The organism is Pseudomonas sp. R2-7-07 (genome assembly GCF_003852355.1).
GTDB lineage: Bacteria > Pseudomonadota > Gammaproteobacteria > Pseudomonadales > Pseudomonadaceae > Aquipseudomonas.
In genome coordinates, this window is sequence record NZ_CP027759.1 from 5,323,651 (window position 1) to 5,340,169 (window position 16,519).

The 16,519-nt window shown below is 61.8% G+C and carries 11 protein-coding genes and 2 pseudogenes; 2 read left to right on the forward strand and 11 right to left on the reverse strand.

The genetic code is table 11. The annotated features are described in order from the left end of the window. Positions 1–39: 39 nt before the first annotated feature. Both C4J86_RS24500 and C4J86_RS27170 read left to right on the forward strand, forming a co-directional pair. Positions 40–303: a hypothetical protein gene (locus C4J86_RS24500; protein ID WP_124372108.1), complete on the forward strand. Its 264-nt coding sequence runs from the start codon at positions 40–42 to the stop codon at positions 301–303. Then, positions 300–419, forward strand: a pseudogene (locus C4J86_RS27170) (outer membrane lipoprotein carrier protein LolA); the annotation flags it as partial. The gene C4J86_RS24500 and the pseudogene C4J86_RS27170, both read left to right, overlap by 4 nt. On the opposite strand, the gene C4J86_RS24510 reads toward C4J86_RS27170, so the two are convergent. The 11 genes and pseudogenes from C4J86_RS24510 to pilM form a co-directional block, all read right to left on the reverse strand. After that, entirely contained in the window at positions 418–1,521 is a 1,104-nt protein-coding gene (locus C4J86_RS24510) for a GlxA family transcriptional regulator (RefSeq protein WP_124364728.1), read from the reverse strand. The pseudogene C4J86_RS27170 and the gene C4J86_RS24510 overlap by 2 nt on opposite strands. 500 nt (positions 1,522–2,021) lie before the next feature. Further along, complete coding sequence (gene hemE, locus C4J86_RS24515) at positions 2,022–3,089, reverse strand: uroporphyrinogen decarboxylase (protein WP_124372109.1); 1,068 nt, start codon at positions 3,087–3,089, stop codon at positions 2,022–2,024. Between the two features lie 242 nt (positions 3,090–3,331). Further along, a complete protein-coding gene (locus C4J86_RS24520) occupies positions 3,332–4,750 on the reverse strand; it encodes an FAD-dependent oxidoreductase (RefSeq protein WP_003171228.1) in 1,419 nt (472 codons plus the stop codon). Positions 4,751–4,782: 32 nt separating this feature from the next. Then, positions 4,783–9,228: a glutamate synthase large subunit gene (gltB, locus tag C4J86_RS24525; protein WP_124372110.1), complete on the reverse strand. Its 4,446-nt coding sequence runs from the start codon at positions 9,226–9,228 to the stop codon at positions 4,783–4,785. Positions 9,229–9,577: 349 nt separating this feature from the next. Continuing rightward, positions 9,578–11,149: an SPOR domain-containing protein gene (locus C4J86_RS24535; RefSeq protein WP_124372111.1), complete on the reverse strand. Its 1,572-nt coding sequence runs from the start codon at positions 11,147–11,149 to the stop codon at positions 9,578–9,580. Between the two features lie 10 nt (positions 11,150–11,159). Beyond that, positions 11,160–12,260, reverse strand: a complete 1,101-nt coding sequence (gene aroB / locus C4J86_RS24540; protein WP_124368632.1) for a 3-dehydroquinate synthase — start codon at positions 12,258–12,260, stop codon at positions 11,160–11,162. A 125-nt stretch (positions 12,261–12,385) separates the two neighbouring features. Further along, positions 12,386–12,904, reverse strand: coding sequence for a shikimate kinase AroK (aroK, locus tag C4J86_RS24545; RefSeq protein WP_124372112.1), 519 nt, complete (start codon positions 12,902–12,904; stop codon positions 12,386–12,388). Positions 12,905–12,908: 4 nt separating this feature from the next. After that, positions 12,909–14,162: pseudogene (locus C4J86_RS24550) on the reverse strand (type IV pilus secretin PilQ); the annotation flags it as partial. A gap of 141 nt (positions 14,163–14,303) precedes the next feature. Continuing rightward, the gene (locus C4J86_RS24555) at positions 14,304–15,272 is read right to left on the reverse strand and encodes a pilus assembly protein PilP (protein ID WP_124372114.1); all 969 of its coding nucleotides are present in this window, start codon (positions 15,270–15,272) and stop codon (positions 14,304–14,306) included. After that, positions 15,269–15,820, reverse strand: coding sequence for a PilN domain-containing protein (locus C4J86_RS24560; protein WP_124372115.1), 552 nt, complete (start codon positions 15,818–15,820; stop codon positions 15,269–15,271). The genes C4J86_RS24555 and C4J86_RS24560 overlap by 4 nt, the downstream gene beginning before the upstream one ends. Next, positions 15,817–16,473, reverse strand: a complete 657-nt coding sequence (pilM, locus tag C4J86_RS24565; RefSeq protein WP_164487788.1) for a type IV pilus assembly protein PilM — start codon at positions 16,471–16,473, stop codon at positions 15,817–15,819. The genes C4J86_RS24560 and pilM overlap by 4 nt, the downstream gene beginning before the upstream one ends. Positions 16,474–16,519 lie beyond the last annotated feature (46 nt).

Below are 16,519 nucleotides of genomic sequence, written 5' to 3' on the forward strand. Positions count from 1 at the left end.
TCGAGGTCGAACCCCGCTCCCCTCACCAGGATAAACGTCATGATGCATGCGGATTTGATTGACCAGGATGACCTGCTGGGCCAACTGCGCTCGTTGGGTTTCGAAGTGTCCAGCGGTGCCAGCGCCGAGCAGGCTTGCGAGTGCGCCGTACGCGGTTTGAGCGAGGCCCGGGCCAAAGCGCTCAAGGGCATGGTTGAGCAGATGTACGGCGGCAGCGCGACGATTCTGCCGGCGGTGCGTCAGGCGATCGATAAACAGTTGTTGCCGGCTTTGATGCGGTTCAAGCAGAACCGCGGCGCCTGACAGCCACCTTCCCTGTAGGAGCGAGCTTGCTCGCGAAGATCGTCAACGATGACGCGGGGCCCCAGTTACCCCGCGTCGCTCTTGCTTTTTTCGCGAGCAAGCTCGCTCCTACAGTTAGAGCCTTACACTGGCAAAAGTCGACTCATTCCTGGCCTGGCTCAACGCCGACATCGGCCCCGACAACGGTGACAATACCAGCGCCTGCGGAATCGGCAGCATCGCCACCTGCTGGGTGGTGTTGGAGCCTACACGCTCATCGCGCGGTGGAATGCCGAAGTATTCGCGGTAGCACTTGGAGAAATGCGGGGTGGACACAAACCCGCACACCGACGCCACTTCGATGATCGACATCGGCGTTTGCTTGAGCAACTGCCGCGCACGGATCAGGCGCAACTTGAGGTAGTAGCGCGACGGCGAACAGTGCAGGTATTTCTGGAACAACCGCTCCAGCTGGCGACGCGACACGGCGACATAGACCGCCAGCTCGTCCAGGTCGATGGGCTCTTCCAGGTTGGCTTCCATCAGCGCCACGATTTCCTGCAGCTTCGGCTGGTTGGTGCCGAGCATGTGCTTGAGCGGCACACGCTGGTGATCCTGTTCGTTGCGGATGCGTTCGTACACGAACATCTCGGAGATGGCGGCCGACAGCTCACGGCCGTGGTCGCGGCTGATCAGGTGCAGCATCATGTCCAACGGCGCGGTGCCGCCGGAGCTGGTGAAACGGTTGCGATCGAGGGTGAACAGGCGTGTGCTCATGGCCACGCGGGGAAACGCTTCCTGCATCGACGCCAGGCATTCCCAATGCACGCTGCAATCGAAACCGTCGAGCAGGCCCGCACAGGCCAGGGCCCAACTGCCGGTGCAGACCGCACCGAGACGACGGGATTGACGCGCCTGGCTTTGCAGCCACGACACGTGTTCGCGGGTGACGGTGCGCTGGATGCCCACGCCACCGCACACGATCACCGTGTCCAGGGCCGGGGCCTTGTGCATGGCGGCATCGGGGGTGATCTGCAGGCCGTCACTGGCCCATACTTGGTTGCCGTCGACACTCAGGGTGGTCCAGCGATACAACTCGCGGCCGGACAGCTGGTTGGCCATGCGCAGCGGTTCCACGGCCGACGCCAGGGAAATCAGCGTGAAATTGTCCAGCAGCAAAAAGCCGATGGATTGAGGCGCACGGTTCTGGGGTTGGGCCCCTGAGTTGAACGACGTCATCGCAGTATCTCCTCACACAAAGCGGGTGATGGCCTCAGGCGAGGCTCTTGTTATTGCGCTCATCTCCTGAGAGGGAGAGAGGCTTTGAATTGATAGAGCAAATGCCATGCCTGAAATTGAATGGCCATTCAACAAATCCTGAAAACGACCTGTTGATGCGTCTATATAAGCCCGCCGATTAAACGCGGGATATGACGCACGAGGCCGAAGGCCAGAGGGCCGTGAGCAGATCGGTAGCACTTGTGGGAAGGCGCTTTGCGGGCGTAGGAGAAGTCTGTCACCCAACGCACGGGGGACGGGTGGTCGAGGGAGAAATCGTTCGCGAGCTACTTATCTATTTGCGACGCGCTAAAAGGTGGCGCTTTAGGCTTGGGTGTTCACTTTATGAGCAGTGCTGGCTGCACTGGCGCTATCGGGGGCAAGTCTCCACCCACCGTTGAAATGTATTCACAGGTCAAAATGTGGGAGGGAGCAACCCCTTCCCACATTGGTCTTGCGTGTTACTCGTGATATTGCGCCGACAGCTCGTGCACCGCGCGCAGGAACGCGCCGGCATGTTCCGGGTTCACCTCCGGGGTGATGCCATGACCCAGGTTGAACACGTGCCCGGTGCCTTTGCCGTAGCTGGCAAGGATGCGCCCGACTTCGGTACGGATCGCTTCCGGCTTGGCGTACAGCACGGTCGGGTCCATGTTGCCTTGCAGCGCGACCTGGTTACCAACGCGGCGGCGGGCTTCGCCGATATCGCAGGTCCAGTCCAGGCCCAGGGCATCGGCACCGGCGTCGGCGATGCTTTCCAGCCACAGGCCACCACCCTTGGTGAACAGGATCACCGGCACCTTGCGGCCTTCGTGTTCGCGGATCAGGCCGCTGACGATCTTGCGCATGTAGGCCAGGGAGAATTCCTGGTACGCCGCCGCCGACAGGTTGCCGCCCCAGGTATCGAAAATCTGCACCGCTTGCGCGCCGGCCATGATCTGGCCATTGAGGTAGGACGTGACCGACTGCGCCAGCTTGTCCAGCAGCAGGTGCATGGCCTGCGGGTTGTCGTAGAGCATGGCCTTGGTCTTGCGGAAGTCTTTCGACGAGCCGCCTTCGACCATATAAGTGGCCAGGGTCCATGGGCTGCCGGAGAAACCGATCAGTGGCACGCGGCCGTTGAGCTCGCGGCGGATGGTGCTGACGGCATCCATCACGTAGCCGAGGTCTTTGTGCGGATCAGGGATCGGCAAGGCTTCGATATCAGCCAGGGTACTGACGACTTTCCTGAAACGCGGGCCTTCGCCGGTCTCGAAGTACAGGCCTTGGCCCATGGCGTCCGGGATGGTGAGGATATCGGAGAAGAGGATCGCCGCATCCAGCTGCGGGTAGCGGTCCAGCGGCTGCATCGTGACTTCGCAGGCGAACGTAGGGTTCATGCACAGGCTCATGAAGTCGCCGGCATTGGCGCGACTGGCGCGGTATTCCGGCAAGTAGCGACCGGCTTGACGCATCATCCACACGGGCGTGACGTCTACGGGCTGCTTGAGCAGGGCACGAAGGAAACGGTCGTTCTTGAGGGCAGTCATGTCGGCATCCGCAAAAAAAGTGCGGGCATTTTCTCAGAGCGCGACGCAAAAGGCACGGAATGCGCCGTGCCTTTTGTCAATCGGGTTGATTTGCAGCAATATCTTGAACCTACACAAATCAAATGTGGGAGGGGGCTTGCCCCCGATTGCGGTGGTTCAGTGACAGATACTGAGACTGACACACCGCTATCGGGGGCAAGCCCCCTCCCACATTTTGATCCCATTTCAAGCGGGGATCGGGGTCAGACTTGCAGGTAGTCCAGGATGCCTTCGGCGGCATTGCGGCCTTCGAAGATCGCGGTTACCACCAGGTCAGAGCCGCGCACCATATCGCCACCGGCGAAGATTTTCGGGTTGCTGGTCTGGTGCTTGTACTGGCCTTGCTCCGGGGCCACAACACGGCCCTGGCTGTCGGTCTGGATCTCGAACTGCTCAAACCACGGCGCCGGGCTTGGGCGGAAACCGAAGGCAATGACCACGGCGTCGGCCGGGATGATTTCTTCGGAACCCGGGATCGGCTCGGGGCTGCGACGGCCTCGGGCGTCGGGTTCGCCGAGACGGGTCTCGACCACCTTCACGCCTTCGACGCGGTCTTCACCGACAATCGCGATCGGCTGGCGGTTGTAGAGGAATTTCACGCCTTCTTCCTTGGCGTTCTTCACCTCTTTGCGCGAACCGGGCATGTTGGCTTCGTCACGACGATACGCACAGGTCACCGACTTGGCGCCCTGGCGGATCGAGGTGCGATTGCAGTCCATCGCGGTGTCGCCACCGCCGAGCACCACAACCTTCTTGCCTTTCATGTCGACGAAATCTTCCGGCGACTTTTCAAAGCCCAGATTGCGGTTGACGTTGGCGATCAGGAAGTCGAGCGCGTCATACACGCCCGGCAGGTCTTCACCGGCAAAGCCGCCCTTCATGTAGGTGTAGGTGCCCATGCCCATGAATACCGCATCGTATTCGGCGAGCAGTTGCTCCATGGTGATGTCTTTGCCGATCTCGGTGTTCAGGCGGAACTCGATGCCCATGCCGGTGAACACTTCGCGACGGTTGCTCAGTACGGTCTTTTCCAGCTTGAACTCGGGGATGCCGAAGGTCAGCAGGCCGCCGATTTCCGGGTTCTTGTCGAACACCACCGGGGTCACGCCGCCACGCACCAGCACGTCGGCACAGCCCAGGCCCGCCGGGCCCGCACCGATAATCGCCACGCGCTTGCCGGTCGGTTTGACCTTGGACATGTCCGGGCGCCAGCCCATGGCGAACGCGGTGTCGGTGATGTACTTCTCCACCGAACCGATGGTCACCGCGCCGAAGCCGTCGTTGAGGGTGCAGGCACCCTCGCACAGACGGTCCTGCGGGCACACCCGGCCGCAGACTTCCGGCAGGGTATTGGTCTGGTGCGACAGTTCGGCGGCGGCGAGGATGTTGCCCTCGGCCACCAACTTGAGCCAGTTGGGAATGAAGTTGTGCACCGGGCACTTCCATTCGCAATACGGGTTACCGCACCCCAGGCAGCGGTGGGCCTGGTCGGCCGAGTGCTGGGGTTTGAAGGGTTCGTAGATTTCCACGAACTCTTTCTTGCGTTGACGCAACAGTTTCTTCTTCGGATCTTTGCGCCCGACATCGATGAACTGGAAGTCGTTATTCAGACGTTCAGCCATGTTAAAACCTCATCAAACTGTTCAGGCGCATATCACTGCGGGTTGGCACGGATGCTGGAAAGCAACGATTTCAGGTTGGCAGCCTTGGGCTTGACCAGCCAGAAACGACGCAGGTAATCATCGAGGTTTTCGGCGAGGTTACGCCCCCATTCGCTGCCGGTTTCCTCGACGTACTCGTCCAGCACGTGCTGCAAGTGGTTGCGGTAGGACTCCATGGCTTCGCCGCTGATCCGCTGGATCTCGACCAACTCGTGGTTGACCTTGTCGACGAAGGTGTTGTCCTGGTCGAGCACGTAGGCGAAACCGCCGGTCATGCCCGAACCGAAGTTGTAACCGGTCTTGCCCAGTACCGCGACAAAGCCCCCGGTCATGTACTCGCAGCAGTGATCGCCGGTGCCTTCCACCACGGTGTGGGCACCGGAGTTACGCACGGCGAAACGCTCACCGGCGGTACCGGCGGCGAACAGCTTGCCACCGGTGGCGCCGTACAAGCAGGTGTTGCCGATGATGGCGCTGTCCTGCGACTTGTAGACGCTGCCTTTGGGCGGAACGATCACCAGCTTGCCGCCGGTCATGCCCTTGCCCACGTAGTCGTTGGCGTCGCCTTCCAGGTACATGTGCAGGCCACCGGCGTTCCACACGCCGAAGCTCTGGCCCGCGGTGCCCTTGAAGCGGAAGGTGATTGGCGCTTTCGCCATGCCCTGGTTGCCGTGCTTGCGCGCGATTTCCCCGGAGACGCGCGCGCCGATGGAACGGTCGCAGTTGCAGATATCCAGGGCGAATTCGCCACCGCTGGCATCGTTGATCGAGGAACCGGCCAGGTCGACCATCTTCTCGGCCAGCAGGCCTTTGTCGAACGGTGGGTTGCGGTCTACCTGGCAGAATTGTGGCTTGTCTGCCGGGATGTGATCGCTGCCCAGCAGCGGCGTCAGGTCCAGGTGCTGTTGCTTGGCGGTCTGGCCTTCGAGGATATCCAGTAGATCGGTACGACCGATCAGCTCTTCCAGCGAGCGCACGCCCAGCTTGGCCAGCCACTCACGGGTCTCTTCGGCGACGTAGGTGAAGAAATTCACCACCATGTCGACGGTGCCGATGTAGTGATCCTTGCGCAGCTTCTCGTTCTGCGTCGCAACGCCGGTAGCGCAGTTGTTCAGGTGGCAGATGCGCAGGTATTTGCAGCCCAGGGCGATCATTGGCGCGGTGCCGAAGCCGAAGCTCTCGGCGCCGAGGATCGCGGCCTTGATCACGTCGAGGCCGGTTTTCAGGCCACCGTCGGTCTGTACCCGGACTTTGCCGCGCAGGTCGTTGCCGCGCAGGGTCTGGTGGGTTTCGGCAAGGCCGAGTTCCCATGGCGCACCGGCGTATTTGATTGAGGTCAGCGGCGATGCGCCGGTACCGCCGTCGTAGCCGGAGATGGTGATCAGGTCGGCATAGGCCTTGGCCACGCCGGCGGCGATGGTGCCCACGCCCGCTTCTGCTACCAGTTTCACCGAGACCAGCGCCTGCGGATTGACTTGTTTGAGGTCGAAAATCAGCTGCGACAAATCTTCAATCGAATAGATGTCGTGGTGCGGCGGCGGCGAAATCAGGGTCACGCCGGGTACCGCATAGCGCAACTTGGCGATCAGGCCGTTGACCTTGCCACCGGGCAGTTGGCCGCCTTCACCGGGCTTGGCGCCCTGCGCGACTTTGATCTGCAGCACTTCGGCGTTCACCAGGTATTCCGGGGTCACCCCGAAACGGCCGGTGGCAACCTGCTTGATTTTCGAGCTCTTGATAGTGCCGTAACGCGCCGGGTCTTCACCGCCTTCGCCGGAGTTGGAACGCGCGCCCAGGCGGTTCATGGCTTCGGCCAGGGCTTCGTGAGCCTCGGGCGACAAGGCGCCCAGGGAAATACCGGCGGAGTCGAAGCGCTTGAGGATCGATTCCAGCGGTTCGATTTCGTTGATGGCCAGCGGCGTGTCCAGGGTCTTGACCTTGAACAGGTCGCGGATCATCGACACCGGGCGGTTATCCACCAGGCTCGTGTACAGCTTGAACTTGGCGTAGTCGCCCTGCTGCACGGCGGCTTGCAGGGTGCTGACCACGTCCGGGTTATAAGCATGGTATTCGCCACCGTGCACGAACTTGAGCAGGCCGCCCTGCTGGATCGGCTTGCGCGGGCTCCAGGCTTCGGCCGCCAGGGCTTTCTGTTCGGCTTCGATGTCGACGAAACGCGCACCCTTGATGCGGCTCGGCACGCCACGAAAGCTCAGCTCGCAGACTTCTTCGGACAGGCCGATGGCCTCGAACAGTTGCGCGCCACGGTAGGAGGTGACGGTGGAGATGCCCATCTTCGACAGGATCTTCAGCAAGCCTTTGGTGATGCCCTTACGGTAGTTCTTGAACACTTCGTAGAGGTCGCCCAGCACCTCACCGGTACGAATCAGATCGCCGAGCACTTCGTACGCAAGGAACGGATACACAGCCGAGGCGCCGAAACCGATCAACACGGCGAAGTGATGCGGGTCACGGGCGGTGGCGGTTTCCACGAGGATGTTGGAGTCGCAACGCAGGCCTTTTTCAGTCAGGCGGTGATGCACCGCGCCCGTTGCCAGGGCGGCATGGATCGGCAGCTTGCCTGGGGCGATATGACGGTCGGTCAGCACGATCTGGGTACGACCGGCGCGCACGGCTTCTTCGGCCTGGTCGGCGACGTTGCGCACAGCGGCTTCAAGGCCGAGGCTCTCGTCGTAGTTCAGGTCAATGATCTGGCGGTCGAAGCCCGGACGCTCCAGGGTCATCAAGGAGCGCCACTTGGCCGGGGAAACGACCGGCGAGCTGAGGATCACACGGGAAGCGTGCTCCGGCGATTCCTGGAAAATGTTGCGCTCGGCACCCAGACACACTTCCAGGGACATCACGATCGCTTCGCGCAGCGGATCGATCGGTGGGTTGGTCACCTGGGCGAATTGCTGGCGGAAGTAGTCGTACGGCGTGCGCACACGCTGGGACAGCACGGCCATCGGCGTGTCGTCGCCCATGGAGCCGACCGCCTCGTAGCCTTGCTCGCCGAGCGGACGCAGCACCTGGTCGCGCTCTTCGAACGTGACCTGGTACATCTTCATGTATTGCTTGAGCTGGTCGACGTCGTAGAAAGCCGAACCGTGGTCGTTGTCTTCCATGGTCGCCTGGATGCGCAGGGCGTTCTTGCGCAGCCATTGCTTGTACGGGTGACGGGACTTCAAACGGTTGTCGATAGCGTCGGTATCGAGGATCTGCCCGGTTTCGGTGTCCACGGCGAGGATCTGGCCAGGGCCTACGCGGCCTTTGGCAATCACGTCTTCAGGTTTATAGTCCCAAACGCCGATTTCCGACGCCAGGGTGATAAAGCCGTTGGTGGTGGTGACCCAACGCGCCGGGCGCAGGCCGTTGCGGTCGAGCAGGCACACCGCGTAGCGACCATCGGTCATGACCACGCCAGCCGGGCCGTCCCACGGTTCCATGTGCATCGAGTTGTACTCATAGAACGCCCGCAGGTCGGGGTCCATGGTCTCGACGTTCTGCCACGCTGGCGGAATGATCATGCGCACGCCACGGAACAGGTCGATGCCGCCGGTGACCATCAGTTCGAGCATGTTGTCCATGCTGGAGGAGTCGGAACCCACGCGATTGACCAGCGGGCCGAGCTCTTCCAGGTCCATCAAGTCGTTGGCGAACTTGGTGCGACGGGCCACGGCCCAGTTGCGGTTGCCGGTAATGGTATTGATCTCGCCGTTGTGGGCGAGGAAGCGGAATGGCTGGGCCAGCGGCCATTTTGGCAGGGTGTTGGTGGAGAAGCGCTGGTGGAACACGCAGATTGCGGTTTGCAGGCGCTCATCGCTCAGGTCCGGATAAAAGGCGGTGAGGTCCGCCGGCATCATCAGGCCTTTATAAATGATGGTCTTGTGGGAAAAGCTGCAGATGTAGTGGTCGGTATCGGCGGCGTTGGCCACCGACGAACGACGACGGGACGTGAACAGTTTGATCGCCATGTCCTGGTCGCTCAGGCCGTCGCCTGCGATGAACACCTGTTCGATCTGCGGCAGGCGCTCCAGGGCCAGGCGGCCGAGTACGCTGGTGTCGATCGGCACTTTGCGCCAGCCGACGAGTTGCAGGCCGGCAGCAACGATCTCGCGGTTCATGTTCTCGCGAGCGGCTTCGGCTTTAACCGGGTCCTGGTTGAAGAACACCATGCCCACGGCGTACTGCTTGGGCAGTTCGACGGCGAAGTGCTCGTTGGCGACCGCGCGCAGGAACTGGTCGGGCTTTTGAATCAGCAAGCCGCAACCGTCACCGGTCTTGCCGTCGGCGTTGATCCCACCGCGGTGGGTCATGCAGGTCAGGGCCTCGATGGCCGTTTGCAAAAGGGTATGACTGGGCTCGCCCTGCATGTGGGCTATCAGGCCGAAACCGCAGTTATCCTTGAATTCATCGGGTTGGTACAGACCTGCTTTCATAGACACTTTCTCACCAGGCTGCCTCTTATATCGAGGCAAATTTCTTTTCAATTCAACCGGTTACCTTCCACGCCGAACGTACGCCGGCTTAGCGGGGGCAAAAGGGAGGTCATTGTACACACCGTCACAGACGCTCACAAATTTAGCGACGAAATGTCGCAAATCTATGTCGCATTTATGAAAGGTTTAAAGCGATATGCTGTGCTAGTCAAAACTTTTTTAATTCTGACCGCTACGACTCAAAAGCTACCGTGACGCAGACACCACAAAGCGCGCGGCCTTCAGGGCTGCACGCTGTTGTAGTTTTTTGAGGTGCCGGGAGGGCGGCCTGGGTAAGGCCGCCGGATCTTCAGCGAGTTGTTGCCAGTTCTTGTTGAACGCTGGCAACAGTGCGAGGCCAAGGTTTACCAGCCTGAACCTTCGCTGGCAAGGCCTTGATGGCGGAATCGGCTGCGGCGCGGCTTGGGAAGCTGCCGTAGGTGATCACATACAGCGGCTTGCCGTTGAGCACTTTCTTGAAATAACGATACTGGCCGCCCTGCTCTTTGACGAACGCCTGGGCGTTGGCCTCGGAGCTGGTGCCGAGTATCTGCACCACGAAGTTGCCGGTGGGCTGGCTGCTGTACCAGCTGCTGCCGGCAGCGCCGGCCTTGGCAACGGTGGCCGCCGGTTTTTCCGCAGGCTTGGCCGCTGGAGCAGGCGTTGGCGCGGGCTTGGTCACCGGCGCAGGCGCAGGCTTGGCTGTGGCAACCGTCGGCGCCGGGGTCGGCTTGGCAGCTGGCGCAACCGGTGCAACGGGAGTCGCTGGCGTACCGGCAGGCACGCCCGCAGGTGGCGCGGTGGTGGTCACGGTTGGCGGTGTCGCGCTGGAGCCTTCCACCGGCACGCCGTCGTCGCCTTCGGAGATGCCACCGGCTTCTTCGGCCAGCGGGCCGCGCATCACAGGTTGGCCGACCATCGGCAGGTTGGTCGGTTGGCCGGAGTTGGCGAATTCGACATTTGGCGTGGGCTTGCCCAGTGGCAACTGCGCCTGTTCGGTTGGCGCGCCGGCAGTTGTTGGTGCCTTGCTGCGGCCTGGGATCAACCAGGCGGCGGCAACAGCGACCACGACAACGGCAGAAATAGCCAATACGTGCTTCTTAGGCATAGTGAACCCCATCTTTGGACGCTTGACCGCAGAGCGGCTGGCAATCATGGCTTCGATCATTGCATCGCGGGCAACCTGATTGATGTTGCCAGGCCAGCCATCGGAGCTTTCGTGAATATCAGAGATCTGCGCAGCGGAGAAAAGTTCGATACCCGCCCCCGCGCCCTCGAGACGTTGAGCCAGGTATTCGCGGGTCTCTTCTTCTTCATACGGCTGCAATTCGATGACGTGGAACAGCTCCTGCTCACCGCTGATCTGCTCCAGATCGGCGATCAGCGACGACTCGCCAAACAGGAACACATGGGGACGTCCTTCCGGGGTACCCGCCGCCAGCGCCAACAAGGCTTCCAGGGCAGATTCGTCGAGCTGCTCGGCGTCATCCACCAACAGATAGACTTCCTGGCCGGTCAGGCCCAGTTGCACCACCTGTTTGAGAATCGCGTTCGGCTCAGGGTTGGCCACGTCCAACGCTTGCGCCACCTGGCGCAACACGCCCGCCGCATCACCGGCACCACGGGCCGAGACGACGACGCTCTGCACCGATTGCTTGTTGGTACTGGCAACCAGCGCCTGGCGCAGCAAGGTCTTGCCGCTGCCCAACGGCCCCGTCACCACCAGCAGCAACTGGCTGTAGCGCGCGAGATGGTGCAATTGCCCCAGTACCGGCTTGCGCTGGGCAGGGAAGAATTTGAAACCAGGCACCCGAGGCGCGAAAGGGTCGTGGCTCAGGTGGTAGTGGCCGAGGAACGCCTCGTCGGCATGCAAACTAGTCATCGGGATCTTATTAACCTTTAAGCTGGGCCAGGGCGCGGTAATCCGCTCCCAGCGTGGCCTGTAAAATCTCTTTCGGATAATCGTCGGTCACCACCGCTTCGCCCATGTGGCGCAACAGCACCAGTCGCAGTCGACCGTCGATCACTTTCTTGTCTATCGCCATGTGTTCCAGGAAATCCGCCTCGGTCATTTCAGACGGCGGAATCACCGGTAAACCGGCGCGCTGGAACAGACGGATACCGCGATCACGCTCCTGGACGCTGATCCAGCCCAGGCGCTGCGACATCTCCAATGCCATCACGGTGCCAGCCGCTACGGCTTCCCCATGCAGCCACACACCATAGCCCATGTGCGTTTCGATCGCATGGCCGAAGGTGTGGCCCAGGTTCAGGGTGGCCCGTACACCGGACTCCCGTTCGTCGGCATTCACCACCAACGCCTTGGCCGCACAGGAGCGGGAAATCGCTTCGGTGAGTGCCACCTGGTCGAGGGCGCGCAAGGCGTCCATGTGCTCTTCCAGCCAGGTCAGGAAGGGCTCGTCGCAGATAAGCCCGTACTTGATGACTTCCGCCAGGCCCGCCGACAGCTCGCGGGGTGGCAGGGTGTTGAGGGTTGCGGTGTCAATCAGCACGGCCTGCGGCTGATAGAACGCGCCGACCATGTTCTTGCCCAGCGGGTGGTTGATACCGGTCTTGCCGCCCACTGACGAATCGACCTGGGACAGCAGCGTGGTCGGCACCTGGATAAAGTCCACGCCACGCTGGTAGCAGGCGGCCGCGAAGCCGGCCATGTCACCGATCACACCGCCGCCCAGGGCGACCACGGTGGTACGGCGGTCATGCCGTGCGCTCAGCAGGCCATCGAAAATCAGTTGCAGGGTTTCCCAGTTCTTGTGGGCTTCGCCGTCGGGCAGGATCACCGAGATCACCGAGTACGCCGCCAGGCTGCGGCTCAGACGCTCAAGATACAGCGGCGCCACCGTTTCGTTGGAGATGATCGCCACTTGCCGACCGGCAATATGCGGTGCGAGCAGCTCGGGCTGGTCCAGCAGGCCTTCGCCAATATGGATCGGGTAGCTGCGCTCGCCTAGATCGACCTTAAGTGTCTGCATGTGTCCCCGCGTTGAAGATATTTTGACGACCGGTAACGCCTGGATCAGACGCTGCCTGATGGCTCTACGCCACACCCCGCGAGGTCATGGCGCGCCGCCGAGAATAGCGCATTTGCGGCCAGGCTTTAACGGGGTGGTAGCCGTTGCAGGCGCTCAAGAATGTCGACCACCACCATTCGCGGCGGCCGTTCATCGGTTTCCACCACCAGATCGGCGATTTCCCGATACAGCGGATCGCGCAGCGCCAGCAGGTCTCGCAAGGTTTTTTCCGGGTTGGCCGTGCGCAGCAACGGGCGATTGCGATCACGGGCGGTGCGGCCCACCTGCTGCTCCACCGAGGCATGCAGGTACACCACGCGACCACCGGCGTGCAGGGCGCGGCGATTTTCATCGCGCATCACCGCGCCACCGCCGGTGGCCAATACCACGCCATCGCAGCCGCACAGTTCGGCAATCATTGCCTGCTCGCGGTCGCGAAAGCCCAGCTCGCCTTCCTTATCGAAGATCCATGGGATATTGGCACCCGTGCGCAATTCAATTTCCTTATCGGAATCTTTGAATGGCAGGCGCAGCTCTTTGGCCAGCAAACGGCCGATGGTGCTTTTTCCAGCCCCCATCGGCCCTACAAGAATCAAATTTCGCACAGAATCAACGACTCACAGCAATCGCCTGGTTATTCATGATACGCGGAGTCAGGAATACCAGCAGCTCGGATTTTTTCTCCGCCCGCACATCGCGCCGGAAAAGGCGGCCAAGATACGGCACATCGCCTAAAAATGGCACTTTATCTACCACTTTGCTTTGGGTATTGGAGAAAACCCCGCCGATGACAATGGTCTCGCCATCCTTGACCAGGACCTTGGCATTGACCTCGTTTTTCTTGATCGGCGGAACATCGTTGAGCTTGTTCAGATAGTCGGGCTCGTCCTTGGTGACCTTGACCACCATGATCACATGATCGTCGGGGGTGATTTGCGGCGTGACCTCCAATGACAGCGAGGCTTCCTTGAACGACACCGAGGTTGCGCCCTGGGACGTGGATTCCTGGTAGGGGATCTCGGTGCCCTTGAGGATGCGCGCGGTTTCCTTGTCCGAGGTGACCACCTTGGGCTGTGAGACGATTTCGCCGTTGCCGGACTTTTCCATGGCGGTCAGCTCAAGGTCCAGCAGCAGGTTGTCGGTGATAAAGGCCAGTCCCAGGCCCGAGGTGCCGGTCAGCGAACCCAGGTCGACGAAGGGTGAGCTGGGCGGGTTCTCTGGTGGCTGCGCGCCGTCCGCCTGGGGCTTGGGGATACCGCCGGCGCTCCAATTGCCGCGATTGAGCCGCCCACCCCAGCGTGCGCCCAGGCCTTTGTCGTAATCGACATTGGCCTCGACGATGCGCGCCTCGATCATCACCTGGCGCACCGGCACATCCAACTGCGCCACGATCCGCCGCAGTTCTTCCAGCCGCTCTCCAGTCTGGTAGGCGATGATATTGTTGGTGCGGTCGTCGACCGCCACCGAGCCGCGCTCGTCGGTCGCGCCTTCAAAGCCGGTCACTGACTGGAACAGCTTGGCCAGGTCCGCTGCCTTGGCATAATTGACCTGCAGCAACTCCCGGCGTAACGGTGCCAGCTCAGCCATCTGCTTGCGCGCCTCCAACGTCAGCAGTTCGCGAGCGGCCAATTCGTCGGCAGGCGCCACCAGCAATACGCCGGCCTTCACCCGTTTGTCCAACCCCTTGGCTTGCAGCACCAGGTCCAGCGCCTGGTCCCAAGGCACCTCCTTGAGCCGCAGAGTGATCGAACCTTGCACCTCGTCACCGGCCACCAGGTTAAGGCCTGCGACATCGGCGATTTGCTGCAGCGCTGCGCGCAAATCGATGTTCTGGAAGTTGAGATTCAGCTTGTCGCCGGTGTAGCCGACCGAAGATGCGCTTTCGGGCGGCGGCAAGTGGATCAGGCCAAGGCGATTGGGTACAGCAGCAGCCTTCGGCGCCGTGAACGCTATCCATAGCGCCACACCGAAGCACGAGAAAATCCTTTTCATGGTTTGATTCCGTTATGAGTTGACGTTCAGTACCAGGGTTCGCGGGCGCTCCAGCCAGAGGCCCTGTTCATCGGGAAAGCGCTCGATCAGCTCGACATGACTGTCCTGGATGGACATGACCTGGCCATGATCCGGCCCGAGGTAGTCACCAACCGCCAGCCGATGCACTGTCGGTCCGGCACGCAATAGCGCGTAGGTCCGTCCACCGCCCGACAGCGTACCGACCATGGCGAACTGCTCGATTGCGATGCCCTCCAGCGGCCCGCGAGGCCGAGTGAGGTCTGGAGCAAGGGCCGCTCGCCCAGGCGTGTGCTCCGCTTGCAAGGCAGGGCGTTGAAACGGGTCGCGCAGGGATGATGAGTCATAAACAAAGCGCGGAGCCGGGACGACCGCATGGGCGCTGCCGCCTGGGGACGCACTTCGATACGCCTTGGCCAGCAGGTCAAGACGTAACAATGGCCCTTCAGGCCGCACCGCCACGTCATGCACCGTGACGATGCGCTGCAACCCGCCCAGGGCGCTGACGAACGCGGCCAAGTCGTGATAGGGCCCCGTAGCGGCAATCTTCAAGGGCTGCTCGACATGGAACGGCAGCGACGCCTCATCCAGCACCGCGACGCCCTCGATCCAGACGCCTTTGGCAACCGCCAGCCGAGCGATGTCTTCCAGCAAGCCCGGCACGGCGGACTCACCGGACAGCTGCCCCTGAAGGCCCGCGACAGTCTCTTCCATCGCCCTGACTTGTTCGGTGTACGCCTCAAGCTCGGCGGCCAAGCCGGTTTTTTCTTCGAGCTGCGCTTGCAGCGCCTGTTCCCGCGCCTCGAGGCCGTGGAGTCGCTCCCGCGAAGCCCCCAGGTAAACCCCCTCTCCAAGCAACAGCACCAGGCCGGCCAGCGCACAGCCAAGCAGGGCCTTCCCAGGCCAGGGCCATTTTGCAGCGTTGTAGGAGAGCGCGGAAAAGTCGAGCCTGGGCAGGCTCATGGTTGCGCCTCGATGGTTTCCCCCTGACGCACCATCAGCTGAAACTCGTGATCGCCGCGCTCGCCCTCTGCCCGCACCCGCTCGAGCCGCGCGGAGTGGCCACCCTGTGACGCCTCCAACCGACGCATCAACTGGGCGATATCCTGATTGCTGTCGGCACTGCCGCGGATGCTGATCGTATCGCCACTTGCGACCACTTCATGCAGATGAACGCCATCGGGCATTGCACGAGCCAACTGATCGAACAGCCGAGCACCGGAAGAGCGCGCATCGTGCAGGTCCTGCACGACCTTCATGCGCTGCGCCAATTGCTGGCTTCGCTCCTGCAGGTCGTCGATGGTCTTGATGCGTGAGTCCTGCACGGCGACGTCCCCGTTCAGGCGCACATTGCGGGTGACCTGCCGGTCTATCGCCTGGTCGATCACTTGGTCAGCCAGCCACACCGCCGCGAGCGCCAGGCAGGCAAATACAAGCAACAGTGCCAGGAAATATTTGCGGCGCCGCTCCGCCAGTGCTCGGCGCCAGGGCAAAAGATTGATTCGTGTCATCCAGCGAAACTCCTCAGGGCTAACCCGCAAGCCACTCCCATCCCCTGGGCATCGACGGCCCATTGTGCGCCATCGACTCGATGACCCGGCGTGAAGCTGGCAAAATCCTGACGGCAAGCGCGCTCCAATGCAAACGCTTCGACATCCACTACCTGTGTCACCAGCCCGGCCAGGGCCAGCGCCGCCTCGCGGGCCTCGACCTGCTCACGCAGGCACGCCACCAGCAACACCTCGACCCGCCCCGCTTCCTGGGGCGACGGCCCGCGCACCTGAAAATCGATGGCGACCTCGTCCAGAGGATAAGGAATGTACTGGTCGGCCTCCATCTGTATCTGCCAGGCCATCTCTTCGTCGCCCAGGCCCGTATCCATTTCGATCACCCGCGTAATGACTGAAGGGCCCGCCACCGCGACGGCCGCGTGCCTGGTGCCACTGTGCAAGCGGGCTAATGCCTGGTGCAGCGTCCGCCCTACGCCATCGAGGTCAAGCAATGTGCCATCGACCACCGCATGTGCCGGCAATACCTGCGTGACATAGCCTTGAATACTGAAACCCTGCGCCGAACGGCCCAGCTCGACCAGCTTGATACCCTGGTCATTGATGTCAACGCCGAGGACGACGTCGAGTTTGCGACTGAAAAATCCCTTTCCCATAAAACTCCCTAAAGCTTTGCCTGTCTTACCGCCTGATTGCCGCCGG